Origin of the sequence: Salinibacter ruber DSM 13855, assembly GCF_000013045.1 — a bacterium.
Classification (GTDB): domain Bacteria; phylum Bacteroidota; class Rhodothermia; order Rhodothermales; family Salinibacteraceae; genus Salinibacter; species Salinibacter ruber.
In genome coordinates, this window is sequence record NC_007677.1 from 2,688,837 (window position 1) to 2,714,404 (window position 25,568).

Consider the following 25,568-nt stretch of genomic DNA (forward strand, 5'->3'; position numbering starts at 1 on the left):
TCGCCCTCGTCGTTGCGGGACCGAGCCGGCGCCCCCCCCCCTCAACCGAACAGCTACTCCCGCTGCCGGATCGGGATCTGAATCGTATCCGAGTAGACCCCGCCCACGAAGCCGTGCCCCCCCTCCACGTTCGTAAAGGTGTCCGGACGGGCAATGTCGTTGATCGACACGCCCCGCCAATCCGGCCAGTCCGGCCCGCCCGCAGTTACGGCCACCCGCGCGTGCGGCCGGACAAACTGAGACCGAAAAGTGCACCTGTCTCCTCCAGGCGTTCCGACCCGGATGTCCGCCCCGTAATACACGGAGATCCGGTACAGGTCATCGGTTTCTCTGTACTCGGCATCGTTGTAGTGGTCCACCAGGCTGAATGCTCCCTCAATCGGGTAGAGCACCTGGACGGCCGCAAGCGACTCAACGGCGCTGGCCCGAAGCGTGAACGTATTCGCCGACTCCACGAGCTCGCGGTCTCTCGTGAGGCACGGGAGGAGAAACGGCTTGTCGTCCGTCGAAGTGGGCTCGTGCCGGAGGGTGGGCGGGCGGGCCGGCGTCGTCGTGGTCGCCGTCGTTACGGGCGTCCCCTCCACACGTACCGACACGCGGTATCGCGTATCGGGGCGGATGGGATGAGTCGTCTTGAGGTTGTGAAAGCGGGCGGATCCTTCGCCGATGGTCTCGAAGGAGTCGGCGAGCGTCACCTGCGTTCCGGTCTCCACATTCTCAAGGCGGACGGTTGCGGCGAGGGCTTTCTGGCTGCCCACCCGGCTCGTGTCCCCCAGCGGGTCTACGCGAATCACCTGCGTGTCGGCCGCCACATTCAGGGTGCCGAACAGCGAGAACCGATACTGATCGGAGGGGTTCAGAACCGACACGGAGGGATCGCACCCTCCCAGTATGAGGATGGCCGCGAGGATGGCCGCGGCCCCGGGTGCACAAAACGGCCGGAATGAAGGGACGAGCTGTCGCATCGAACGAGACGGGCAATCGGAAAACAACTGGGGGGACACCGGCACTCCCCGGCTTTACTGGATGTCGACCTGGAGGGACAGGTACGGGATAATGGGAAGCTGGTCGACTCGGTCGAGCGTAAAGAGGTCAATGTAGAACACGTTGGACCGGTTGTACGCGTTCATGGCCCCTGCTTCGGCCGACAGGCCCAAGTCCGGGCCCAGGTCGAACGAGCGCCCCAGCGAGACGTCGAGCCGGTGGTAGCTTGGCAGGCGTGCCCGGTACGGCCGATCGAAGAGGGCCCGGGGCACCCCCACAGCGTCGGAAGGCGTATCCCGAAGCCCCCGCACTTCGAGCAGCGTGTCGTATCCGTACACCTGCGTGAACGGGCGTCCGGACCCGTACTGCCACCGCACGGAGGCCGTGCCCCAGCCCGCATCCAGGGACGTGACAATGCTCACCTTGTGCCGCCGGTCGTGCGGGGGCGAGTATTCCAGCACGGAGTCGCCGACCCATGCCCCGAGCTGGTCCCGGGAGGCCCGGTACTCGACCTGCCCGTACCCGTATGTCACGTCGATCCGGAGCGGGTCCCGGTCGTACCGCAGGGACAGATCCACCCCGTACCCGGTGCCGTCCGCCCGGACCAGGTTGGTGTTGAATCGGACGAGGGGCGTCCACCGCGGCACGGGGAGATCCTGGAATCGCCGGTACCACCCTTCGACCGAGAGGCGGACGTCGGACAGGAGCTGCTGCTCCCATCCGAGGAGGGCATGGTCGGCCCGGAGGGGACGATTCTCGAACGGGCTGGGGGTCCAGGCGCGAAACGTGGAGCCCACATCTCGCTCGTCGGTCACGGTGGTCGGGATCTGCTGATAGACCCCAAGGGCCGCGGTGAGCGTCGCCGACCGCTCCGTCCACGGTTGGTACGCCACCTGCACGCGGGGGTCAACGGACACGCTTCCCCACTCGAAAAGCGACTGGGCCCCGACACTCGGGTTGACCATGAGCGACTCGTCGACCTTCCATTCAAGGTCCCCATACAAGGATGCACTGAGCAGAAATTCGTCCTCGCTGGTGAACCCCAAGAACGGCTCGTCCAATCCGAACCCGTAGTCGTCCACCTGCACCGTCCCGCCCCACCGCAGTTCACCGTCCCAGGGGGCCGGTTGCGTGAGGTCAAATTTCGTCCGGACCTTCCACGTCCCCGCGGTCCGAACCGTCCCGTCGGGCGATCGCACGCGATTGTTGAAGTGCGTCGTGCCAAAACTCAGGTGCAGCGTCTGGGCCGACTGGGCACTAAACAGGAGGCATTCGCCCCCAACGGAGGTATTGTCCCAACGGAAGGAGGCGTCCGTGTCGGGATCAATGCGTCCTCGGTCGTAGGTGCGCACGCCGGTAAACGAGCACTGGCTGGAGGCGCCCTGGGTGTGCACCTTTGCGGTTACGTCGTAGAACTTGTAGGGCGCGTCCTGGCCCAGGAGGGAAGGCCCCGCCTGCTCGATGAGGGAATGCCGGGCGTGCACCAGGAAAGACTTTCGACCGCGTTGCAGGGGGCCCTCCACGTGCGCCGAGGCCAAAAACGGACCGGTGCCCACACTGCCCTGATACTGCTTCGTGTTTCCCGGACGGAGTTGCACGTCCATAACGGACGAGATGCGCCCGGTGTGCTCCGCCCCAAACCCCCCCGCATGAAAGTTGGTGCTCGACACGAGCCGGCCCGGAAAGGCCGAGTAGAATCCAATGATGTGAAACGGCTTGTAGATCGGCGTGCCGTCCACCAGGACGAGATTCTGAGACGGGGTCCCGCCCCGAATGTACAGGCGCCCGCCCCGATCCCCGGTCGTCGCCACCTCAGGGAGAGACCGCAAGTAAGAGGCAAGATCGCTTCCCGGCCCCGGAGTGGGAATGTTCTCCACGTCGGCGGGCTGGATCTTGCGGAGCCCTGCCTCGGCGTCCTCAACCCCTTGTCCCCCTTCAACCGTCACCTCTTCCATCTGGCGGGGCGCCACCGCCAGCTCCACCGAGAGCGTCCGACGGGCCCCCGGAGCAAGCCGAAGCGTATCGCGGTAGGACCGGTAGCCGACAAAACTAATCTGGAGGCGATAGCGGCCCGGGGGGATCCGCGAAAGCTGGTAAAACCCGCGACCGGCGGCGGCCCCGGCCGCCTCAATCGCCCCCGACATTCGACGCACGACTACGTTTGCCCCTTCCAGGGGCCGTCCCCCGGCCTCGTTCCGCACGAATCCACGGAGGACGGCCTCCTCCGCATCGGGCTGCGCCAACGCGGGCGCCGGCCCCACCGAACCGAAATACACGAGCATCAGAAGGCCCCACCCCCACAACCCCCAGCGCTCGGAGAACGAGTGTCGATGGTGAGGGCGCGTGCACGTGTGCATCCGCAACATCCGACTCTATGGAGGTGTGGTGCGTCCAGGCCGAGCGGGAGGGCGCCCGTCTCTGCCGTGCAGTGTCCTTCCTTAAGGCCCATCGGTCGCCCTGCACGTGCCGACGGACCGCCGGCAGGCAGGCATTTTTGCCCTCCATTTCGCGTGTCTCGCTTCCCGGCATCAGCGCGAGCAGCCGCTAGTCCCCTTGCGAAGACGACGCCTGAGAAGACTCGTCGGGGCCTTCCTCCAACCGCCTCAACAACTGGCGGATGGGGGCACGTGCCTCGTGGGAGATGGAGAACCCTTCCCCCCCGACCGTTCCGCTAACTTCGTCTACGCCTCCGATGGTGGACAATTGCTCACTCGTCACCTCGACGCGTGCGAACGTACCGCTCCGGATGGTCGAGGCCCGGTTCACCGAGCGGTTCTGAGGGTCTTTCCAAGAGAGGGTTTCCGTTCCAATGGTTAAACTCACCCCCCGCCCCTCAATCTGAACGGACTGCATGCCCTCCTTGACGAAGTGTAGGTCGTAGGATCGGGGCACACAGTCCTGGCTGGTGCACGTCCCCACAACCTGCATGTAAAACCGATTCCCCGTCTCAAGTCCCTGCGTCATCTCGATCCCGGATAACCGCATTTGTCGGGTTTTGTAGGTGGTCTGGCCGGACGACGCGTCCTGTGTAATCTGGACGGGCGGGGAGGAGCTGCCACACCCAGCGATCAAAAACACAAGCGCAAGGACGAGCCAGCCTTTTGGGACGTAAACGTTCATGGCAGCCAGTGGCATTGTGATTACAACGGAAAACCGATCCTCAAAGGGTTCTTCCTGCGACCTGCAGCTTCGTGACGATAGTGCGGTGTCGGACCTCTCAAAGCGCCTCCCGGGTGCAGAGGCGCTGATTTGCACGTTCTCGCGAGGATGGGCGGTCGTGCTCCCGCTCCCCAAACAGAGAAGCCGACTGCCCCGATCGGGACAATCGGCTTCCCACGTGCAGAGGCCAGAGCAGGCGACCGTCGTTCAGGTCGCTGGTCAGTCGGTGGACTCCACGTCAATCACGGCCTCGTCCATCACATCACTGCCGTCAAGCTGGTAGGGAGGATCAGAACTGTCACCATCAAAACTCTCATTCCCGCTGTTTTCTCTGTGCGGTATTGCAACCAGAGTGATCGGCCCCGTCCCACTGCTAAAGTTTTCTTCCAAGCCGACCTTTACTTCGTTACTGACCCCCGGTCCTGAGATGTACTTTGATTCACCTACAACAGAACCTGAGTCGTCATAAAGGAGAATGTAACCGCCTTCCTCAGGAAAGTAGGATCCGTCAACCGTGAGGCTGTCATCCGGTGCGTCTTGTGTGACGGTCGTATCCGCCACCGTCCGATCCGTGAAGTCCACCGATGCGGTGGGCGGAAGAAGAGGCGCACCGTCCAGCTTGTGAATCACACCATTCGTGGCCGGAATGTTGGCCTGCGAAACCATCTCGGCGGTCACAGAAACGGTCTCACTGCCGAGCAGCGTTTCCACACCGTTTGCCGGCAGGTCGCTCGCGGTAAGGCTATCGCCCTGAATGGCGTGGTACTTCAGAATATCGGCACGGACACTCGTAGTAGCATCCTCATCGCCGTCTGTAGCTTGTGTCGGCACGTTTTCGAGCGCCGCAAACGCTGCCTCAGAGGGCGCGAACAATGTGAAGGAGGGCCCCTCCTGACTGAGTACGTCCGCAATTCCGGAGGACGCGGCCAGACTCGTAAGGGTTGAGAAGGCCCCGAAGCGACCGATTTGGCCGCTGAGGTTATCGGTCACCGCTGCCGAAACATCAATCGTCTCGGCGTTGATGTTATCGTTGCTCGCGTTCACCTTGATCGAGTTCGTACTCGCGCTCATGCCCGATGTGGTCGCGATCGGGTCACCCGGCCCGTACACGACCGTGATGAATTCGCCACCACGGCTCTGCCACTCGTAGGTCTGATCGGAACTCGCCGCAACAGGGAAATCCGACGATCCATTCACGGTCCAGGTATAGTCCTTGTTAACGGTGTATCCCTGCATGTAGTAGTCCACCGTGTCGGGCACGTTCACCGTATTTGCGTCGGAGAAGGACCCGGTGGCCGCGTCCCCGGAGGCCGAGCTGTTCTGAGTGATGATGTATCGATTTACATTCTCCGGGCTCGCCTTCTGCGAGCTTTGATCGCAGCCCGCAAGCACCAGTGCGGCAGCTGCACAGAGCAAAAGAAGTGTGTGATATCGATGTCTCATAGGTCCTGTGACTGATTCGGAGTGTCTCGCGATACGGATGACGTAGCAGGACTACAGGAAAATGCCCCTTCGGACAGGAATCCGGAGGGACGTGTGGTGGGCAGGGCTACCTAATCGGCACTGTACGCGTTGGCCGACGGGGGACCGTCCACGTCCCAGGCGACCCGGCAGTCTTCATCCTCGTTCTGCGCGCCTCCTTCGGAACTGCCCGACCCCTGAAAGTTCCCACTACACTTATTGGCGGCTTCGGTGTAGTTTTCTCCGTTCAGGTTGGCCTCCGACGACGGGTATGGCACGCGGAGCGGCGCGTACGAGTCGAACCCGCCGGCCACACCGCCTTCGGGGGCGCCGAGCACGCCCTCGAAGTCAAACCGCCGCCAGGTCGACCAGCCCTGGATGTTGTGCATGTAGAAGGAGATGTAGCGCTGCTCCCCGATCACTTGTTCGGGATCCGAGTCGAAGTCATTCTGCACCTGTGAGATGTAGTTCTGTGTCGCGCTGCTCGAGCCCGAGATGTCGGCGTCGGTCTGATTCCCGTAGAAATTGACAGACGCCTCGATCGCGTCCCCAACAAGGTCTTCCGGAGTGCCAGAAATCAGGCCTTCGTTGGCAGCCCACGCTTTGGTCAGGAGGACCTCATCGTAGTACATCATCGGGCTGAATGAGTCACCCTCGCCGCTGGGCCCGTTTGGGAACCAGGCCTCCGGCCGGGAGAACGCACAGGGTGGATTTCCGCTGTACGTTGCCTGCGCATCTCCCTGCTTGAGAGCAAAGGGAAACCCTTCGTACTCACCGCTTCCGTCCGCACAGGGACGTCCGGAGTTCGACGTCTGTTCAAAGTACGCGTCCAGGCGGGGATCGGCCGCACCGTAATTCGTCTCCATGAAGCCAATGAAACGTGCCGACCCGTCAAAGTCGTCTCGGAAGTCAACCTCTCGGTTCTCGTAGTAGCTGTTTCGGTGGACGGCACTCGTGCCGAACTGGAAGTACACATTGTCGGCGTTGCTCGTCAGTGGCTCCCCATTCACGTTCGGGTCCACGGCGTTCGAGATAATTTCGCCCGGCCCTCCCAGATCTCCCCAGTTCGCGTCAAGCTCATAGCCGCGCAGGGCAATCCGCATCTTCAGCCCGTTGGCGAATTTCTGCCACATTTCCATGTTGCCCCCGTTCACCAGATCGCCGGACGGGCCGGCGGCTCCTGTGTTGATCTTGCCCAGCGCCGTGTTCAGACTGTCCACGAGGGCCGGGTAAATGTCCGCCTGGGCCGTGTAGGCGGGGGACTGATTCCCGCGCTGCTGGAGGGCCTCGTTAAAGGGGATATCCCCGTACGCGTCGGTCAGGATTTGAAAGGCCCACGTCTGCATGATTGTAGCAACCGCCTGGAAATTGCCCTGATTCTGGACCGTACCCGGCCGCTCCTTCGCAATCTGCTTGGCCGTCTTGAGGTCAGTCAGCCGGGTGTAAAAGCCTTCCCACGGGTAGTCTACCGGGGAGTATCGACTCTCCGACGGGTAAAAGTTTTGGGTGGTGTACTGCGCCCACACGTTGGAGCGGCGCATCATGTTGGTCCCGGCGTACACCTCGCCCGACATGTAGCGCTGGGCGTTGGCGAGGAGGTTATTGGGGTTTGCCGACGTGGCCTGGTTGGGATTTTCATTGTAGCTCGTGAGGCTATCACAGCCCCCCAGGGCCAGGAGGAGCGAAAGCCCGCTGGCAACGAGTAGTGTGAGTGTAACGTGGCGTCTCATGGTAGAGAGTCAATCAACTGTTGGGGAAATGATTGCAGGTCCTGAGGGCCGTTCTCGCCCCCGGCGGACCGCACCGGGGGCGAGGAACAGCGGTCTGGCGCTTAGAAGCTCAGGTTCACGCGGAAGGTATACTGGCGCTGAGGCGGAATCTGGGCCGACTCGACACCCTGAACATTCCCGGCCCCGAGCGTGACCGAAGGGTCGATGTTGGGGGCCTCTTTGTAGAGGAACATCAGGTTGCTGCCAGTAAGGGACACACTGGCCCGCCGGAGGGCAAAGTCGTTAAACCAGCGCTGCGGGAGGCTATAGGTGATCGCCAGCTCCTGCAGCTTGGCGTGCGTCGCGTCGTAGATGAACTGATCGCCTCCGCCCGCGGAGAACCAGTTCTTCCAGTAACTCGCCGCCGGAATGCGCCCCACGGCCTCGCCGAAGTCTGTGCCCTCGACATCGTAGTTGCCATTTTCGTTTGGGGTGGCATCATCCACCACAACGCCTTCCGGGATGACCCCGGTTTCACGCTGATTGTCGGCGACCGTCGACTCCACAAGCCCACTGTAGGTCCCGAACTTGTTGGAGAGGGAGTAGACGTCTCCGCCCACCTGCCCGTCGACGACGGCACTGAGCGTGACGCCCTTGTAGGACACCGTGGTCGACAGCCCCCCGGTCCAGTCCGGCTGGAAGTTCCCCACGACCTGCGGACTGTTCGTCGTCTGTGGAACGCCGTTTCGCTGGAAGACCACGTCGCCGCTCGCGTCGCGGCGCAGGGACGGCTGCACCATCGCCCCGTAGGCCTTTCCTTCTCGGGCCTGAATCGTGGGCCCGAAGATCACTCCTCCCGCAGTCAGGTTGTAGGTGTCCAGCCCCTCGGCCAAGTCAACGACCTTGTTCACGTTTTTGTTGAAGTTGGCCGTCACGTCCCACTGCAGATCCTCTTGCAGAACCGGCGTCACCGTCAGGCTGGCCTCCAGCCCTCGGTTCGACACCTCCCCGGCGTTGATAAGGGACGATTCGATGCCGGAGGCGCCCGAGACATCCACCGCGAGGATCTGGTCCTTCGTCACGTCGCGGTAGTACGTCGTGCTCAGGTTCACCCGCTCGTTGAAGAAGCGCAGGTCCGCACCGAATTCGATGCCCGTCGTCCGCTCCGGCTTCAGGTCCGGATTGTTGGCCGACCGCTGCACGTTCTGAAGGGCTTGCCCCTGGAAGGGAGTACTGCCCGGGTACGTTACGCCGAGACGATACGGATCAGTGTCCTGCCCGACGCGGGCCCAACTTGCCCGCACCTTTCCGAACGACAGGATGTCCTGGTCCTGAAGCGCATCCAAGCCCGTGAAGATCAGATTCCCCGAGATTGACGGGTACAGGTACGAGTTGTTGTCGGCCGGGAGCGTGGACGACCAGTCGTTTCGGAGCGTCCCCTCCAGGAACACGATGTCCTGGTAGCCCAGACTCACAAGCCCGTACGTGCTGTAGACCATGCTTTCCTGGAACGTCTCCTCCACGGCGGGTCGGCCGACAGAATTCTGGAGCGTGAACACGTTTGGTGAAGCAAGACCGTTCTGAGTCGAGCCCAGGTTTTGCTCGTAGGTCTCGTACCGCACTTTCCCGGCCACGAAGGAGGTCAGGTCCACCTGATCCGTCAGCGACCGCGAGTAGTCAAACCGGAGCGAGGAGCTTGTCTCCTGCTCTTCGATCACGTCCTCGCTGAAGGATCCAGGGGCTCCCGTGGAGATGTCGGAGCGGCGGTCGCTAAACCGGTGCGTCCGGAAGTCGGTGGTGACCGTAGCCGTTCCGGTCAGGTTCGGCACGATGTCGTAGGCCACCTCGGCCTTTCCGAGCAGGCGCTGCTCGTCGTCCTGCTGGAAGTTCGCGTACCGGTTCACGTAGGGGTTGTCGGTGTACTGGAACTGTGTCGCCGGTCCCTGTGCCCCCGAGACGCCGGCGTAGTTCCAACCGCGCTGCTGGCCGTTCGCGCGCTGGTAGTCGCGCATGTAACTGTCCGGCCCGTAGTCGAGCTGTCGTTGGGTGAAGGTGTTGAACGCAGCGAAGGGATTTTCCTCAAACCCATAGCCCATTCCGGACCGCGCCTTCACGTCCTGGTAGCTATACTTCGCGAAGGTCGTCGCCCGGAGGTCGTCGCTCAGGTCGACCGACCCGTTAAAGTTCACCTGGTAGCGGTCCATCGAGCCGTTCGGCATCACGCTGCCCTGGTTGCGGCTGGTGAGCCCCAACCGGTAGTTCAGCGACTCGGTCTGCTGCGACAAGGCGACGTTGTTGGTAAACACTGCCCCCGTATCCATAAAGTTCTCGATGGCGTCCGGGTGAGCCTCCCAGGGGGTCGCCTCTCCTTCAAGCCCGTTCACGTCGTCCCAACTGTACCACTGCCGGACCGGGCGCCCGTCCAGGCGCGGCCCCCAGGACTCGTCCACGGCGTACTGCACGACGTACTGATCCCCGTCCGGCTTCTTGAAGTCCCCGTCCAGGGTCGAGAACGTGGAGCTCGGCGCGCCGCCACCGTACCTGTTCTGGTAGTCCATGAACTCGTACGCCTGGCTCATGCTGACGCTGGAGGAAAACGAGACCCCGATCTCATCGTCGAGATTCGATCCGTCCTTGGTGGTAATCTGAATCACCCCGTTCGCGCCCCGGGATCCATACAGCGCCGCGGCCGACGGGCCCTTCAGGACCGAGACCGATTTGATGTTGCTCGGGTTGAGGGACGAGGCGGCGTTTCCGAAGTCAAACCCACCGTTTCCCTCCACGGTGCCCCCGCCGCTCTGGCGCGAGCGGTTGGAGACCACAATGCCGTCGACCACGATGAGCGGCTGGTTGTCGCCACTGATCGAGCTGTAGCCGCGCAGGACGATGTTCGAGGACCCGCCCATCGTGCTGGATGATCGGATGTTCGCCCCGGACACCTTCCCGCGCAGGGAGTTGACGAAATTGGCGTTGTCCGTGGCGTCGAGGTCCGCCCCGGACACCTGCTGCACCGACGACGAGACGGCGCGCTCCTCGCGCTCCACGCCCAAGGCCGTCACCACAACGTCCTCAAGGCCGACTGCCTGAGGCGCCAGGCGCACGTTCACAGTCGTCGTTTCGCCGGCCTCCACCTCCACCGGGATGTTCTTCCGGGTGTACCCGACGAAAGACGCCTGGAGGACCTGCTCCCCGGCCGGCACGCCGGAGATTTCGAACTGTCCGTTCGGCCCGGTCGCGGCCCCAATGTTGAGGCCCTGGACCGTCACGTTGACGCCCGGGAGGGTCTGGGAGGTGGTGCTATCGATGACGGTGCCCGAAACGGTACCGGTGTCTTGGGCCAGTACAGTTGCCGGGAGCAACAGCAACAGACCTGCAAGCACAGATAGTAGCTTTCGAAACATAAGTCGGCTCGGGGATGGATGAACAACGGAGTGCACGTAGGTCGATCGGAGGCGGCAGGGAGAGGGAGGGCTTCTCCTGAACGCTCTCGAACCGGCCTTGTCTGGGCCGGCCTCTCCCAACAACGTCCGCCGCCTTCAGACGAAGGTTTGCTGTAGAGCGTGTGACCTTAACATTACGCTTCCCAATGTGGGCCTCTCGGCCCGGAATGTCAAGAGATTCCCAATTTGCAAAGCATACCGTAACACTCGGGGCGCGCCCGACACGTGAAGTAATTTCCCATTCCTCAACAGTGGGTTCTTTACCGCACAAAACTTTATTCTGGTGCCGCATTCCCCCAGTTGCGTCAGTGGTTCTTGGGGCGTGGGGCCCAACACAGCCGGTGTGCACTCGTGGGGCTCCGGTTATACCTTCCCGCCGACAACCGTGCGGATTGGCTCATACTGTGGATTGTCTCATGCTGTGTGTCCTCAGTATTCAGCACATGATTCAGACGGACCGGTCCATGCGGCAAAGCAATGAAGGGCACTAATGTTGGAGGTTCGCTTACTGTCATCACTCACCTACCTCTTCCCGGGCCGCCAGCGGTGCGCGTCGAGGTCCACCTGGTCTTCGGCCACGAACGTGACCCCTTCGCTGCGCAGCCGCTCCGCCATCACATGGGGCGTTTCGAAGTGGCGCCGGCCCGTCAACACCCCGTTGCGGTTCACCACGCGGTGGCAGGGCAGGTCGCCCCCCACCGCGTCCTTCAGCGCCCAGCCCACGATCCGGGCCGCCCCCCGCCGCCCCAGGTGCGCGGCGATGTCGCCGTAGGTGGTGACGCGGCCCACCGGAATCTGCGCGACGACACGCCAGACGGAATCATAGAACGAAGACGGCGGGTTGATACTCCCCATCGGTATTTGGGACAAATTTCTCCGGACCTTCGGCTTTAGCGGCCACCCTCAGAAGGTGTCAGCGTGAGTGAAATGGAGCGCTCAATCTCATTGCCCGTCACGTTGTCGGTGACCCGGACGGTCACCTGCGTCGACTGCGGCCGCTTTGGATCTGCCTCCAGGTCCAGGTCCAGCTGAAGATACTCTTCAGTTCGACGTTTCCGACCAGTATACTCGGCAGTCGTGCTCGTGACTTCCGTATTCGTATCGTCCCCGAAGAGGCGTCCCAAAAATCCTTTTCGGGTTTGCCGACGTGCCTCGTAGGTAACAGTATAGCGCGTCTGTCCCTGCGCCGATTGGCCCAAGTGATAGATCTCAAAATATAAGAAGAGCGGCGTTTGGGGGGGGACGGTGTCGTACGGGTACGGTACCGTCTTCTGAAGGATCGAGCCCCCCTCGTCCCGTACCGACGGTGGGACCGACATCAGGCGGAGATCGCTCATCTCCAGCTCAGAGGCGTCCGCTCGAAGGGGCTGCAGCGTATCCACCCGTGCTGCAAACATGCCCAGACGCTGGCCTGCTGGCCTCCGGGGCTCTTCCCTGGAGCGCCAGTCCCACTGAAGAGAAAGATGATGTGTATCTCTCCCTCCATTCACGACCGTACGCTGGGGCGCCGTTCCCTCCCACCCATCACCTATAATCTGATCTCCACTGTACCCTCGTGAAACCTGACCCAGCCGACGATACTGGGAGCCGTGCCGAACGATCGTCATCTCCACTCCGGTGGAGGAGTCCGCATCCGCAAAGGGCCCAGTGCGGCCTCCCCAGTACACCTCGGTCCGCGTGGTCCCTTCCCGGCCCAAAAACCGTGCAACGCGGTATTCGACCGGCAGACGCTGGCCCACCTCGCCAGCCGGCGAATGTGTCCGGGGCATTTCGCGGGTGCGCCGACGGGAGAACTGGCGTTCCTGATTTCTAACATTACTTATACTGGCAGTCGCAGCGGAGGATGGGTATCCCTTTTCAGGTCCGCTTCCCCCGAACACACGCCGAGCCCCTGGTCCAAATCCAATTTCACGCCCCCCCTGTTTACCAGACAGATCGCTGATTCTACGACGGGATGCCTGGTAAGAAAACCATCCGTTTAACTTCGACAGCGTGTTTCCTCGGTCATGATACTGCAATGAAAGCTGACTGTACACGTACCGGAGCGCCGCCATGGAGGAGTAGGCTACGTTTTGCTGCCGATTCCCTGGCCCGAAGGGTCCTTGGAGGGGAGCCGGAAGAAGTTCCAGGGCTGTCGAGAGCTCAAACTCATCCCGTTTCTCATTTCTAACGAAGAGGTACTTTCCAGAGGAGCTGAGTGCCGGGTACTTCCAGATCACATTTCTAGGAAAATCCGATCGACTTACCGGGACTCCGGAGCGGACCACCTCTGAGAGAAACCCCATGTCGTCGAACTTGATGCTGTACTTCTGATCGGGCCGACCGTATCGCACGTACACGTCTCCCCGATCATCCCATCCTGCAATCCGCCGCTGCGAAGCAAATTTTTCGACGGCTCTGTCTACCCTACGCAAATGTTCTTCCGCACGCTCGTTCTTCTCCGTTTTTGGGACAGGGTCTTGTCGACGCCACCAGGTCAAAAGCCAAAGGCCGGCACCTTTTCGAAAAGCCCAACCCTCAGGAGATGAGCTGCTACCACGCACTACGTGCTTTCCAAGCGTTTCGTCGCCCACGAGAGGCCTGAGCTGAGCTACGACCTCCCGTAGTACTGCTTGTGTTTTGGATGGAAGATCCGGGCCCACACGGCGGAGAAGGCGGAAATAAAGTTCGGTCGCCTCTAGTGAGGATTCGCTATGCGGACTCACCATCTGGGACAGATAGAAGTCGAATAACCGGGCATCAAAGTTATCGTGCTTCAGAATAGCCCGTGTGCCCGTCCTCGCAGCCCAGTTCGAAGAATCTGTATGACCAGTTTTCTGGTACGACAAGGCCAACCAATACGCAACGCTTCCTTGCTTTCCCGTAAGTGAGCGATCAGCCGTGAAAGTTCTTCTTAATTGGCCTTGAGCTCGCGCGTATTCTCCCCTGTGATACGCAGCGATACCCTCTCTGTACTGTTTCTTTAGGGAGTCATCAGGTGCAGATAGAACCAACGGGGAGAATACAGTCAGAACGTAAGACAGACAGAAAAGAGCCAAGCCGTCTGTGAGATGGATATAGGAGAACACTCGTCGAGCGACTCGCACTTAAGTTCAGCAGTACCTGAGTAGTGAGTACCCTGCCCGTCTTATTTTATTAAAAGTATTGGTATGAAAATTAATTTTTTATTGTGTATACTATTTAGCACAATGCATTTTCAAATAACTTTCAGTTCGCATTAACTCTTGAATTTTTGTTTTTATGCACCTATCTATCAAACTGGTTTTCATATTAAAAGCAGATATGACCGCAGTTGTTAAATCAACTGCGGTCACATCTCTGCCTTGAAATACGCCTATCTTGTGAGGCAGGAGCTGCTAGTTTGTGACAGTGACCTCGAAATATCGGAAGTTCTCCGCGACCTCAATATCAGAGTCAGGATTCGGCTCCAGACGCAGTGTTACCCGCTCAGTGGTGTCGGGGTCTGAATTGGGAAGGGCATCTCCAATTTCAACCTCAAAGGTGACATTGCTAGTGTCCTGCGGAAATGAAACCTCACTCGGAACAGTGTATTCGCCGGACTCAGCAGTAGTCGGGTCTGCCCGAACATCGACAACGGTCGTGTCGGTCCCGTCTCCTTGCGGCACCTGCCGCTCGCGAAAAGCAGTATCTGTCTGAACACTCACACCAACCGAAAAGCTTTCGCCGCGCTGGAGGCCGATAAGCTGAACAGGAACTGAGACGCTCGAATTCGGTCCATCTGAGACGGTTGCACCGAACTCACCGGTCTGTTGGTACTGACTGAATCCCACACGATCAGGACCATCGTAAGGACCTGAGACCTCCTCAAAACATCCCGTCAGTATGAGCACGGAAGCGACTGTCAGTGCGAGCGGCGTGTAGTATATTTTCTTCATGAGTCCAATATCTAGTGTTGATAGAGGAAAGGGTGAGACAAATCTCGAACGGTGCCCACTGGGAGAGTCCTGCCCTCTCCCAACGAGACCGATATCGCAGTGAGCTAATAGCCTGGGTTTTGCTCAATGGCCGTGTTGGACTGCACCTCTCCAGTCGGGATCGGAGCAAGGATCTTGAATGACTCACGGTCACCGCTGTACTCAAGGACAGTATCGGTCCTCTGTGGCTTCGGGATATCCATTCCGTATCGCTTGAGGGTAAAGAACCGTTTTCCTTCAAAGAGAAACTCACGGCGGCGCTCTTCAAGGATAGAATCAAGCAATGATTGGCCTGTGATTCCAGTGAGTGGACTCAGTCCCCGTCGGACGCGAATGTAGTTTAGATCCGACCTTGCTTCATCCGGCTCGCCTTGATGATATCGGGCCTCCGCACGGTTCAAATACAATTCTGCGACCCTCAAGAGAGGAATCCGGTCGGTGAAGTTCCCAATTGTACCGGTGTACTTTTCAAGATATGTATTTCCAAGACTATCGGGTGCAAACAGATCGGTTCGCGCATCGTCCGATGTGAAGATTGACTTCACGTCGTCTGACGGCAGTACTTCATAGGCGAAAGCACCCGTGCCATCACTGCGTCCTCCATCCGTGAGCGATTGAAGGGCCTGGTTGGAGTTCGTGGCATCTCCGTCGGTTCCCGTCGTCATGGACAGCTCAAATACAGACCCCGGATAGGAGGACGCCTCCCATGCATCCTGAAAGCTAGTGCTTGTTGCATCCACAACTTCGGCGCTAGTGAGACCAAGAGCCGCAGTAGCAGCTGAGTCGGCCTTCTCCCAATTCTGTCGATACAATTCCACACGGGAGAGCAGACCGAACGCGGCGGCAGCAGTGGCTCGCTGCGGGGGAGATTTCGCATTTGAATTTCCTTCCAGAAGATACCCCGAAGAACGAATGTCCGCGGCAGCCCTTGAGAAAACCGCAGTGTTTGGAGCACGAGGCTTTTCGTCAGCAGCGCCCGGTGAGCGGGTCGGTTCCGTTCGAAGAGGAACCCCGAGAGAAAAGCCGCCTACCTCCTGCCCTGGTGTATAGCCGTAAACGCGGGCGAGGTCGAAGTACGCCATTCCACGGAGGAACAAGGCTTCACCTCGGATCCGATCCCGAATGTCTTGCGCGACTGACGGATCACGATCAAGAGAGAGGCTTCCAATATCCTCAATGATGTTGTTGGCCTCATTAATCGTCGAGAAGTACGCTCCGTACCCCCCAAGGTGCTCAAACCGTCCGTTTGATACAAATCCGGGATACCGATTCGAGGTGGCTCCAGGTCGGAGCTTCACATTGTCTGCCAGCGCATCCGGGACGAGCATATACTGCTGACCGTACAGACCGAAGCTCTGAAGACGGTCATACATGCTGGTGACAAGTCCCTCAAACCCAGCTTTCGACTCTATAGTCTGCTGCAAAGAAATACTGTTGGTCGGCTGGGCTTCGTCGAGATCCGCCTGATCGCAGGCGGACAAGCCAAAAGCCAGTATCGCTACTGACAATACCCCTATGAAGCGTTTAAGAAAGAAATCGTGCATGAATTTTCGAATCGTTGGGCCGTGAGAGTTAAGGAGTTGCATAATACGTCGTGCTGTCCAGTTGTTACGCAGGGAATAGAGGAGGGGGGATGAGACTGGCCCCACATCCAGACGTGGGACCAGCCTGAGTGCCCGCGAGCAGTTGGTCGCGATCAGAGACCGAGATCGAGACCAGCAGTCAGTGTACGAGCCTGTGGGTAGTTCCCCAATCCTGTGCCGACCAGCTCCGGGTCCGGACCGGTGTAGTTGGTCCAGGTCGCGAGGTTCGACCCCTGCACGAAGACCGTGACATTTCGGAGAGATCCGACCGTCTCGGTTAGTGACTTCGGCAGGGTGTAACTCACCTTCACCTCCTTCAGACGGATGTAGGACGCGTTCTCCACAAATCGCGTGGTGAAGATGCCAGGATCAGTTCCATCGGCATATGTGTCCAACCCACTCGCCAGAAGGGAGCCAAACGCTGCTGGACTCTCCGTCACGTCTCCCGGCTCTTTCCACCGGTTTTCAACGAGACGCTCTGCCTTGTTGTACGGGAAGTAGCCCACGTCCGCAAAAAACCGGTCGTTGTTGAGGGTTTTTCGACCGTAGTCGTACTGGAAGAACGCAGAAACCTGGAGTCCCTTGTAGGAGATCGTGTTGCCGAACCCCCCATAGAAATCTGGCTGCAGGTTCCCAATCAGCTTCTCGTTATTGGTATCATTCCCCACGTATGTCAGATCGCCGTTCGCATCCAGGTACATGGGCCGACCATTCGCCGGGTTTGCCCCTGCGTAGCGTGTGTATCGCAACTGCGCGGCCGGTTCTCCCACGCGATACACGTCTCCTCCAGATGTAACCTCGTCGTCGCCCGGCAAGAGACTTCGAACCTCCGTGCGCTGGAACGAGATATTGAAGTTGGTCTCCCAGGTAAGGCCGTTCCAGTCGTTCAGGTTGATGGTTGACACGGAGAAGTCAAGCCCCTCGACACGGATTTCTCCAACATTGTCAAGGTAGCTTCCGAAACCACTGTCCAGCGATAGATCACGGAAGAGAAGGAGCTCTTCCCGATCATCGCGGAAGACATCAACTGAACCAGTGATTCGTCCCCCGAAGAAGCCGTAGTCAAGCCCGACGTTTGTAGAAACCTTCTCCTCCCACGTCAACGAAGGGTTTCCTAGCGCAGTGGGGCGGATTCCGGGCGTTCCGTTGTACTCGCCTGACCCGCTGAATTGCTGACGTGATTGGAAGTTGTCGATGTCACTATTTCCTGTAACTCCGTAGCTGGCACGCAGCTTCAGGTTCGAGATCACGTCGGTATCTTCGAGAAAAGACTCATTGGAAATGCGCCAGAACCCACTCACAGTTCCAAAAATCCCAGACTGATTATCAACTCCAAAGCGGGAGTTAGCGTCTCGGCGCAGCGTCCCTCCGATCTGATAAGTATTATCGAAGGTGTATGTGGCGTTCCCAAAGTAGCTGATCTGACGGTACTGAGTTGAGAAACTGGACACATCCGTCGGATTGGCCGCCGAGGCAAGCGTCCGGAAAAGCTCGTTGGGAAAGCCCTCGCCGCTCCCCGAAGTAAACTGCTCACGATTCCGCTTTATCTCAGCTCCTGCCAGTGCGGATATGGTGTTCACACTCGCAAATGTATTTTCGTAGCTAAGCGTCTGTGAGACGTTGAAGGTGATGTCTCGCTGTGTACTGTTAAAACCCTCACCTCCAAAGCCAGCGTTCGGCGGAAGTCGTGGGTCCCCGTAATCAAATTCTTTCGTATCGACGTACTGAACTCCGGCGTACGTCCGTGCTGCAAATTCAGCAGGGAGATCCCAGTTGGCTGTTACATTCGAGGTAATGGTATTCGCCGAGGACTCTCGGGTATTAAATTTCTCTTGGGCTACTGGATTGTAGCTAAATGTCGAGTTCGGCGTTAGGTTTAAGGCAGTGCTCGGATCCCCTGGGGTGGTGTAGACTGGAGATGTCGGAGGAATGTTGTAGGCCGCCCAGAACGGACTGTTGATGAACGCACCGTCCGAGATCGTTCCTTGATATCGGGTTGTCGACAGGTTCGTTTTAGCGGAAAGATTCAAGAAGTCCGCCGGCTGGTGATTCAAATTCAGGCGGAGTCCCCCCCGGCGAAAATTCGAGTCAATGACCTGCCCCTCATCTCTGGTGAAGTTCCCAGAGATGTAAAACTGTGTGTCGTCACTGCCTCCACGCAGAGAGAGGTTATATGATTGAGTGAAACCTTCCCGGAAGACCTGGTCCGTCCAGTCGGTGTTAATGCTGTCGGGTCCGAAGGCGCCGTTAACGATAGTCTGCGGATCACTACCGAAAGCCACGGAGGCAGGGAGTCCAAAATTTTCACGTGAGGCATTATCAAGCGCCTCAGCCCGAAAGTTTAAGTACTGCTCGGAGTCCATCACCCCATACGGCTCGATGTTGCTTACACTTCCAAGCTTGGTACTGAAATTAATCTGTGTATCGCCGGACCTTCCCTCCTTCGTCTCAATGACGACTACTCCGTTAGCAGCCTGCGCACCGTAAATCGATGCAGCAGCCGCGTCCTTGAGAACCTGGATCGACTCAATGTTGCCCGGGTTGATTGTAGAAAGGGGGTTTCCATTAGCCAAATCCAGGTTGTTTTCCTTATTGATTTGCACGCCATCAACGATGTAGAGTGGATCGCTTCCTGCGTTAACCGAGAGTGCTCCTCGCACCTGAATGCTGAATCCGGATCCCGGCTGCCCACCGAGGCTGGTTACCCGAACGCCAGAAGCGCGCCCCTGAAGTGCCCCCTCCGCACTCGTCAAATCAGCCGTCTCGATGCTTTCACCGCTGACTGTAGCATCAGCCCCCGTCGCCACCCTATCTGTTTCTGGTCGATAGGCCGAGACAGTCACCTCTTCCAGCTGGGCCTCACCCGTTTGAAGCTGGAAATTTACCCGAACCGTGCCCCCTTCCGGTACATTGACGGTTCGCTCCTGTGCTTGGTATCCGACAAATGATACTCGGAGGGTTTGTTCGCCCGTGGGGACTCCGGCAATGCGGTACTGGCCCTCGGCGTCGGAGGCCGCACCACTCCCCTCGTCCACAATTTGAACGGTAGCCCCCGGCAACGGGTTGCCGGTCTCCGCCTCCGTCACCGTGCCGGTCACGGTTCCCTGCTGGGCCCACGCCAGCCCCGGAAGGAGCAGAAGGGCGAGTCCGAAAACAACGCTTGGTATCAGTCGCTTCATCGGTTTGGACTGTCTCTGTGAGTAATCTATCTGAGGGTCTCAAGCAAGAAAGCTGGGGCGCAGGGCGTCTCGCCCTGCCGCACTCCAGGTGGCCGCTCAACGGAAAGCGCCGAAAGGCAGCGGCGGTGCGCCTGAGTGGTTCCGCTGTCTCTGTGCACACCACTTAACACTGCTTCAGGCAGAACTTCTAGCGGTTCTTGTCTAGCGATAATCCAATGTTAATCGCCGTGGAGACAATGTCAAGAGACGGGCCGCAGCCCTGAGGACGCCCCGGCACGCCCATTGCGGGGCTTTCCCCTCCAAATCCCCGCCTCACGCCCGCCCTCCGCCATCAGACTCCAGTTCCGAACCGGAGTGGAGGTCACTTTAATTAACTATTTATTAATTTAATAGATACAATAGCGTTCAGCCTGTCGGCTTCACGACAGGGGTGGCCGGTCTGGGCCCGCCCTTCTCGTGCCGGATCCCCGAGGGATGCAGGGAAGTGGGCCCTTCACGGCGCTCTTGGCCCATCGACGCGTTGAGCGGCCGCCCCCGGCCTACTCCGCCTCCCCCGGCCGCCAGCGGTGCGCATCGAGGTCCACCTGGTCTTCGGCCACGAACGTGACCCCTTCGCTGCGCAGCCGCTCCGCCATCACATGGGGCGTTTCGAAGTGGCGCCGGCCCGTCAACACCCCGTTGCGGTTCACCACGCGGTGGCAGGGCAGGTCGCCCCCCACCGCGTCCTTCAGCGCCCAGCCCACGATCCGGGCCGCCCCCCGCCGCCCCAGGTGCGCGGCGATGTCGCCGTAGGTGGTGACGCGGCCCACCGGAATCTGCGCGACGACGGCCCAGGCCCGCTCGAAAAACGACTCGTCCGAATCGGAATGCGCCTGCATCGTACAGCCGGGTGTATCACACGACAAGCACGGGCCGGACACCGACATCTTTCGTCAGGCCCTGGTGATTTGTACGCGCCCTCGTCGCGGTCCTTCCGATCGGCGGCCCCGAGGGCCGGGCTGGGGGCTTGGGCGCCCCGTCGATAAACCAACAAGAAACCAGTGTTGGCCGGACGTTTGGGAAATTTCTTGGATGCCGGGTCCCGAGAGTGGATTTATTGTCGATCTCCCACGTACTATGGCCCAAATGCAAAAAAGTCATATTCTCTCGTTTTCGCCCTTCACCCCCTCGTGACCCCTTCCTCCCCGCCGGCAAACGCGCTTCGTGCGACGCTCGGCCCCGATCGGCTGCGCCGGGACGTCCCCCTGGCCCCGTTCACCACCTTCCAACTCGGCGGGACGGCCGACTGGTACGCCGACGTGCGCTCGGCCGACGAGCTGGCCGCAGTCACGCGGACGGCCCGGACGCACGACGTCCCCTACTTTCTGCTCGGCACCGGGGCCAACGTGATCGTCGGCGATCGCGGGTACCGGGGCCTCGTCATCCACAACCGGGCCCGCGCCCTCCAGGTCGATCGCGACACGAATCGCGTTTGGGCCGAGAGCGGGGCCGTCGTGTACCCCGACCTCATCGAACGCGCCGTCTCGGCCGGCCTCTCGGGGTTGGAGCACTACGTGGGCATTCCGTCGACCGTGGGCGGGGCGCTCTGGCAGAACCTGCACTTTCTCTCGCCGCCCCCCGACCGGGCCCGAACGGTGTTCTGGGACGAGGTCGTCCACTCCGCCGACATTCTCACCGAAGAGGGGGAGCGCAAAACGGTGAGCGCCGACTATTTCGACTTCGACTACGACTACTCGATTCTCCACGACCGGGACGACGTGGTGCTGGCGACCACCTCCCAACTCGAACCGGGCGATCCGGAGCGGATGCGCGAGATCATGGACGCCAACCTGCAGTGGCGCGCCGAGCGGCACCCGCCCCTGGACACCGAGCCGAGCGTGGGGTCGATTTTCAAGAAAATCGAGGGGGTCGGCGCCGGGCGCCTCATCGACGAGTGCGGGCTGAAGGGCGCGCGGATTGGGGGGGCGATGATCACCCACCGCCACGCCAACATTTTCGTGAACGTGGACGGCGCGCGAGCGGCGGACGTGTGCGCCCTGATCGACCTGGCCCGCGACACCGTAGAGCAGGAGACCGGCTACCGCCTGGAGACGGAGATCGACTTCATCGGCGAGTTTGCCCCGCCGACCGACGCGGAGCCGACGTTCGTCCCGAAGGACCCCGACCTCGTGACGGCGGCTGATCGGGCACGCGCGTAATGGTGGGAGGTTGTCTAGACCGGAAAATTCCTTCTCGACAAACGAACTCTCTTGGAATGCTCCCGTTACAATTCAAGACCACTGGCTACCGGACAGTTTTTCGAATCCCTGCTAAAGTAGAAGAAGGCCGTTGCCCTCGGCGGACAGACCGTTGAGGTTGTGGTGAGCCAATCACCGAACCTCCCGTTCCAGCCCGCCAATGAGCAACAGCCTTCTCATCCAACGTAAAATGGAGTCGACGCTTTCCCAACTGCTTCCCGAGGCGCTGGCTACCCGGCGCCGCGCTCTGGCACAGATGATCACCGGATTGCATCTGGCCGAGCATGTTCATCTTTCGAAGGTGGCCGGTCGGATTGCTGGGACGGCCCAACTGGAAAGCAAGACGCGCCACTTGCGGCGATTTCTTGGAAACGAAAACGTTGATCCTGAGCGATTCTACAGCCCGGTTCGAGACCGCCTGATTGAGTGGGCGGCCCAGGGAGCAGAAACGCAGGGGAGCGGCCCGATTCGACTTCTGGTCGACACGGTGGAGCTTTCCGGAGAGCGGCAGGTGCTTATGGCTGGGATTGCTTATCGCCGAAGAGCCCTTCCGATCTGCTGGGAAACGTACCGACGGGAAGGAGTCACGAACGCTGAGCAGCAGATATCCCTGCTCAAAGCGCTTGTGGGCCGGTTTCCCGACGAAGCAGAGGTTGTGGTCGTAGGCGACGGGGCGTTTCATTCCACTGATCTGATGGACTTTATAGAGGATCAGGGATGGCATTTTTGCCTGCGGCTCCACGCAGACACCTACATCCGCTCCTTCAAAGATTCCTCCAAAGGCTTTCCCAAGGAAGGGACCTGGAAACAGCTTCGAGATCTGGTTCCGGAGGAAGGAGAACGACGATACCTGCAAGACGTCATCGTGACGAAAGACAACGAATACGGCCCCGTGGGTCTCGCCCTTTGCCAAGCCGAAGATGAGGACGATCCGTGACTGATCTGTACCGACCGGGAAGCCAGCTACGCAACGATCCGCACTTACAGCCGCCGGATGTGGATCGAACAGTTGTTTGCGGATTTGGAAGACGGAGGCTTCCATTTGAACCGGAGCCGGATCTATCCACCAGAGCGGCTCTCGCGGCTGGTGATGGCTCTTTCGTGGACGTACGTCTGGCTCCTGCATGTCGGTGCATGGATGGTCAAGCGGGGCTTTCGGTCAAAGGTCGACAGAACTGGTCGTCGAGATCGAAGCTACGTGGAGCTCGGGCGGCGGTGGCTTCAGCGGTGTTTGACCAATCAGATTCCTCTCCGAATCGGAATCCGGCCCTATTTCTGAAGCTGTCCGGTAGCCAGTCAAGACCAATTAGGCCGAGGGTACATGCGCCGACGGGCGTAAGCCTCCGCTTTCTTTTTGGGCCCCACTGGCAGACGAGTTGACAGGTCGATTTGAACAACTGGACCGAGACCATGACGAAACTGATGGAGCGGCTCATTGGCCGACTGAAACGCCTTCCCGAGACGCAGCAAGATCGATATGCCGCCGCGTACCTTGCGGAGCTGGACGACGATCAGCGATGGGAAGAGCTCTTTGCCCAGACCACCGACGAAGAGTGGCAGAAAATCGCCTCGAAGGCTCGAACGGAGGCGAGGAAAGAAGAGTCGGTTCCGCTTGAGGAGTTTCTGGGGAGCAACGAATCGTGACCTCATCCACGACCGAGCAGTTCCGAACACTGTTCACTGATCTCCCAGCCGACGTGCAGAAGCAAGCACGATCGAAATTCTCGATGTGGCTGGACAATCCCCATCATCCCAGTCTTCACTTCAAGAAGGTCTCACCGAACGAACCGGTGTGATCAGTACGGATCAATCGCTCGTACCGCGCTCTCGGGATCCGAGAGGAGGATCACATCGAATGGTTCTGGATTGGCGATCACGATGAGTATGACCGAGTGCTGTCCCGGCTGCAGTAGGAGTTCAGAGTGAAGCCCAGCATTTCGACGACCAACCCTATCCGACAATTGAGGCGCGGGCGTTCTGAAAGGATGGAAGGCTGGAAGCATAGATGAGGGAAGACGCCTTCACACTTTCATACATCCCCCCTCCACCCTTACGAGAGAGCACCGGCAAGCGCCCGGGCCTCCGCTTCGAGACGGTCAAACGCCTCCAGGCCCTCCCCCCACTCGTCGGGAAAGGCCGACCAGCCGTGCAGCGCGCCCAGCATGGCCCCCATCATCGCCCCGGTGGTGTCGGCGTCGCCCCCGACGTTGATGCCGGAGAGCAGTGTGTTTTCCAGGAGGTGGGCGCGGCGCGCAACCATCGCACACGCGAACGGCCAGGCCTCGTCCGCACGAATCCCCACCCCGTCGCACGCGTCCCCGAGGTTGAGTGGAAAGGCGTCGAGGTGGTCCGCGAGGGCCTCCAGGCGGCCCGATACGCGATCGTCGCCGTCGAGCCGCCCCTCCGCCCACGCCGTCGCGTCGACCAGCCGCTCCCAGAAGGCCGCGCGGTCGAACGCATCGGGCGTCCAGCCCAGCAGCGTGTGGACGGCCACTGCCTGCCCCCACCCGGCCGCCAGGGCCGCCGGATGCCGGTGGGTGACGGCCAGCACCGGACGAATGGCCTCGAAGGCCGCCTCGCGATCAAGGTCCCGGGCCGCCCACCACACGCCGAGCGGGGCCGCCCGCATCGCGGCGCCGTCGGTCGGCCGGTCGGGCACGCCCGCCTCGGCGGGCGGCGTGCCGTCGGCCAGCCGGTCGACGGCGGTGGTGGTGGTCTCGCCCCAGCGCCGGGCCTCGGGCCGGAGGGCAACGTACTCGTCCGCGACGGCGGCCGGCCACGCGTCCGGCGACGCGGGGTGGTCGGTGAGGGCCCGCACAAGTGCGAACGTCATCTGCGTGTCGTCGGTCCACTGCCCGGCGCCTAGATCCCCCCGCTGGTCGTCGTCCCGGTACTCTTTGATGCCCTTGTAGTAGGTGCGCACGTTGGCGTGGCTGAGGCCCTCGACGGGCATGCCCAGCGCGTCGCCGACGGCGGTGCCGAGAAGCGCCCCGGCAATGGAATCGGAAGGGGGAGGCGTGGTGCTCATGAGGCGGGCGGCGCAATCCGTGAACAGGGCCGAACAGGAGACGGAGGGGAGCGGAGGGGCAGTCGATTTTCCGTGCCCGCATCGCTATTTTGGTCGCTCCCTTCGAAACGAAGGGACACGGTCGCGTTCCACTTCTCGTCGTCTTTGCGTCCCATGGATTGGCTCGCCGGCGCCTGGTCGGTGTTTCGGAAGGACCTGCGCACCGAGCTGCGCAGCCGGTACGCGGCGAATACGCTTCTCCTGTTCGCCCTTGCGGCCCTCCTCCTCGTGGCGTTCGCCGTGGGGCCGCAGCCCCTGAGCGCCCGGGTGCGGGCCGCGCTCTTGTGGATCGTCCTCCTCTTCGCGGCCTCGATTGGGCTGGGGCGGTCGTTCGTGGCGGAGCACGAGGGCGGCACCGCGCTCCTGCTCCGGCTCCACACGCGGGCCAGCATGGTGTTCGCCGGCAAGCTGCTGTTCAACTTTGGCCTGGTGGCACTTCTGACCCTCGTCGCCACCGGCGTCTTCCTGCTGCTGCTCGGCGTCTCCGTCGGGACGCCGAGCCTGTTTGCGGGCACGCTTGCGATCGGCGCCCTCGGCCTGACCGGCGCGACGACACTGCTGTCGGCCCTCGTGGCCCGCGCCTCCCGCGGCGGCCCGCTCCTGCCGGTGCTTCTGCTGCCGGTGCTGGTGCCGGTGCTGGTGTCGGGGGTGGGGGCCACGCGCAAGGCGCTCCTCGGCCAGCGGTGGGTCGCGGCGCAGGACGAGCTCCTCACGCTCGTGGGGTTTGCCGGGGCCACCCTCTCCGCGGCCGTGGTGCTGTTCGACTACGTATGGGCCGAGTAACCCGCCGCTTTGAACGTTGAGCGAATTCAGA

Annotated in this window: 18 protein-coding genes and 1 pseudogene; 5 read left to right on the plus strand and 14 right to left on the minus strand. The window is 60.7% G+C overall.

Annotation, left to right across the window (positions count from 1 at the left end; genetic code table 11):
• Positions 1-53: 53 nt before the first annotated feature.
• The 13 genes and pseudogenes from SRU_RS11455 to SRU_RS11510 form a co-directional block, all read right to left on the minus strand.
• Positions 54-965, minus strand: a complete 912-nt coding sequence (locus SRU_RS11455; RefSeq protein WP_011404900.1) for a DUF4249 family protein — start codon at positions 963-965, stop codon at positions 54-56.
• A gap of 54 nt (positions 966-1,019) precedes the next feature.
• A complete protein-coding gene (locus SRU_RS11460) occupies positions 1,020-3,266 on the minus strand; it encodes a TonB-dependent receptor (protein WP_231847448.1) in 2,247 nt (748 codons plus the stop codon).
• A 262-nt stretch (positions 3,267-3,528) separates the two neighbouring features.
• On the minus strand, positions 3,529-4,104 hold the full coding sequence (locus SRU_RS11465) for a hypothetical protein (RefSeq protein WP_043552513.1): 576 nt from the start codon (positions 4,102-4,104) through the stop codon (positions 3,529-3,531).
• Between the two features lie 258 nt (positions 4,105-4,362).
• The gene (locus SRU_RS11470) at positions 4,363-5,559 is read right to left on the minus strand and encodes a fasciclin domain-containing protein (RefSeq protein WP_237701721.1); all 1,197 of its coding nucleotides are present in this window, start codon (positions 5,557-5,559) and stop codon (positions 4,363-4,365) included.
• Between the two features lie 137 nt (positions 5,560-5,696).
• Complete coding sequence (locus tag SRU_RS11475; protein ID WP_011404903.1) at positions 5,697-7,334, minus strand: SusD/RagB family nutrient-binding outer membrane lipoprotein; 1,638 nt, start codon at positions 7,332-7,334, stop codon at positions 5,697-5,699.
• Positions 7,335-7,435: 101 nt separating this feature from the next.
• On the minus strand, positions 7,436-10,714 hold the full coding sequence (locus SRU_RS11480) for a SusC/RagA family TonB-linked outer membrane protein (RefSeq protein ID WP_112904433.1): 3,279 nt from the start codon (positions 10,712-10,714) through the stop codon (positions 7,436-7,438).
• A gap of 561 nt (positions 10,715-11,275) precedes the next feature.
• Positions 11,276-11,608 carry an MGMT family protein gene (locus SRU_RS11485; RefSeq protein ID WP_011404905.1) on the minus strand — a complete coding sequence of 111 codons (333 nt, stop codon included), beginning with the start codon at positions 11,606-11,608 and terminating at the stop codon, positions 11,276-11,278.
• 35 nt (positions 11,609-11,643) lie between these two features.
• A complete protein-coding gene (locus tag SRU_RS15540) occupies positions 11,644-12,150 on the minus strand; it encodes a hypothetical protein (protein WP_231847452.1) in 507 nt (168 codons plus the stop codon).
• Positions 12,151-12,969: 819 nt separating this feature from the next.
• Positions 12,970-13,461 (minus strand): annotated as a pseudogene (locus SRU_RS15845) (GWxTD domain-containing protein); the annotation flags it as partial.
• A 648-nt stretch (positions 13,462-14,109) separates the two neighbouring features.
• Positions 14,110-14,649, minus strand: coding sequence for a hypothetical protein (locus SRU_RS11495; RefSeq protein WP_013062472.1), 540 nt, complete (start codon positions 14,647-14,649; stop codon positions 14,110-14,112).
• A gap of 104 nt (positions 14,650-14,753) precedes the next feature.
• Positions 14,754-16,232 (minus strand): RagB/SusD family nutrient uptake outer membrane protein, encoded by a 1,479-nt coding sequence (locus SRU_RS11500; RefSeq protein ID WP_231847132.1) that lies wholly within the window; start codon positions 16,230-16,232, stop codon positions 14,754-14,756.
• 152 nt (positions 16,233-16,384) lie between these two features.
• On the minus strand, positions 16,385-19,450 hold the full coding sequence (locus SRU_RS11505) for a SusC/RagA family TonB-linked outer membrane protein (protein WP_011404908.1): 3,066 nt from the start codon (positions 19,448-19,450) through the stop codon (positions 16,385-16,387).
• Between the two features lie 539 nt (positions 19,451-19,989).
• Positions 19,990-20,328: an MGMT family protein gene (locus SRU_RS11510; RefSeq protein WP_173387049.1), complete on the minus strand. Its 339-nt coding sequence runs from the start codon at positions 20,326-20,328 to the stop codon at positions 19,990-19,992.
• A gap of 162 nt (positions 20,329-20,490) precedes the next feature.
• Here SRU_RS11510 and murB point away from each other — a divergent pair, with 162 nt between their 5' ends.
• The 4 genes from murB (at position 20,491) to SRU_RS16050 (ending at position 23,600) form a co-directional block, all read left to right on the plus strand.
• Positions 20,491-21,648, plus strand: coding sequence for a UDP-N-acetylmuramate dehydrogenase (murB, locus tag SRU_RS11515; protein ID WP_011404910.1), 1,158 nt, complete (start codon positions 20,491-20,493; stop codon positions 21,646-21,648).
• Positions 21,649-21,877: 229 nt separating this feature from the next.
• Positions 21,878-22,624 carry a transposase gene (locus tag SRU_RS11520; protein WP_011404911.1) on the plus strand — a complete coding sequence of 249 codons (747 nt, stop codon included), beginning with the start codon at positions 21,878-21,880 and terminating at the stop codon, positions 22,622-22,624.
• 473 nt (positions 22,625-23,097) lie between these two features.
• A complete protein-coding gene (locus SRU_RS11525) occupies positions 23,098-23,331 on the plus strand; it encodes a hypothetical protein (RefSeq protein ID WP_043553384.1) in 234 nt (77 codons plus the stop codon).
• 161 nt (positions 23,332-23,492) lie between these two features.
• Entirely contained in the window at positions 23,493-23,600 is a 108-nt protein-coding gene (locus SRU_RS16050) for a hypothetical protein (protein WP_419559585.1), read from the plus strand.
• A gap of 137 nt (positions 23,601-23,737) precedes the next feature.
• Here SRU_RS16050 and SRU_RS11530 read toward each other — a convergent pair whose 3' ends face one another.
• Positions 23,738-24,715 (minus strand): ADP-ribosylglycohydrolase family protein, encoded by a 978-nt coding sequence (locus SRU_RS11530; RefSeq protein ID WP_011404913.1) that lies wholly within the window; start codon positions 24,713-24,715, stop codon positions 23,738-23,740.
• Between the two features lie 153 nt (positions 24,716-24,868).
• On the opposite strand from SRU_RS11530, the gene SRU_RS11535 reads away from it, so the two are divergent.
• Entirely contained in the window at positions 24,869-25,537 is a 669-nt protein-coding gene (locus tag SRU_RS11535) for a heme exporter protein CcmB (RefSeq protein ID WP_043552516.1), read from the plus strand.
• The last annotated feature ends 31 nt before the right edge of the window (positions 25,538-25,568 follow it).

Excerpts from the sequence above, each read along its gene's own strand:
- SRU_RS11500 (WP_231847132.1), bottom strand. The coding sequence starts at position 16,232 with ATGCACGATTTCTTTCTTAAACGCTTCATAGGGGTATTGTCAGTAGCG.
- SRU_RS11455 (WP_011404900.1), bottom strand. The coding sequence starts at position 965 with ATGCGACAGCTCGTCCCTTCATTCCGGCCGTTTTGTGCACCCGGGGCC.
- SRU_RS11480 (WP_112904433.1), bottom strand. The coding sequence starts at position 10,714 with ATGTTTCGAAAGCTACTATCTGTGCTTGCAGGTCTGTTGCTGTTGCTC.
- SRU_RS11485 (WP_011404905.1), bottom strand. The coding sequence starts at position 11,608 with ATGGGGAGTATCAACCCGCCGTCTTCGTTCTATGATTCCGTCTGGCGT.
- SRU_RS11525 (WP_043553384.1), top strand. The coding sequence starts at position 23,098 with ATGACGAAACTGATGGAGCGGCTCATTGGCCGACTGAAACGCCTTCCC.
- SRU_RS15540 (WP_231847452.1), bottom strand. The coding sequence starts at position 12,150 with ATGTTTGCAGCACGGGTGGATACGCTGCAGCCCCTTCGAGCGGACGCC.
- SRU_RS11475 (WP_011404903.1), bottom strand. The coding sequence starts at position 7,334 with ATGAGACGCCACGTTACACTCACACTACTCGTTGCCAGCGGGCTTTCG.
- SRU_RS11535 (WP_043552516.1), top strand. The coding sequence starts at position 24,869 with ATGGATTGGCTCGCCGGCGCCTGGTCGGTGTTTCGGAAGGACCTGCGC.
- SRU_RS11520 (WP_011404911.1), top strand. The coding sequence starts at position 21,878 with ATGGAGTCGACGCTTTCCCAACTGCTTCCCGAGGCGCTGGCTACCCGG.
- SRU_RS11530 (WP_011404913.1), bottom strand. The coding sequence starts at position 24,715 with ATGAGCACCACGCCTCCCCCTTCCGATTCCATTGCCGGGGCGCTTCTC.
- SRU_RS11460 (WP_231847448.1), bottom strand. The coding sequence starts at position 3,266 with ATGCTCGTGTATTTCGGTTCGGTGGGGCCGGCGCCCGCGTTGGCGCAG.
- SRU_RS11465 (WP_043552513.1), bottom strand. The coding sequence starts at position 4,104 with ATGAACGTTTACGTCCCAAAAGGCTGGCTCGTCCTTGCGCTTGTGTTT.
- SRU_RS11510 (WP_173387049.1), bottom strand. The coding sequence starts at position 20,328 with ATGCAGGCGCATTCCGATTCGGACGAGTCGTTTTTCGAGCGGGCCTGG.
- SRU_RS11495 (WP_013062472.1), bottom strand. The coding sequence starts at position 14,649 with ATGAAGAAAATATACTACACGCCGCTCGCACTGACAGTCGCTTCCGTG.
- SRU_RS11505 (WP_011404908.1), bottom strand. The coding sequence starts at position 19,450 with ATGAAGCGACTGATACCAAGCGTTGTTTTCGGACTCGCCCTTCTGCTC.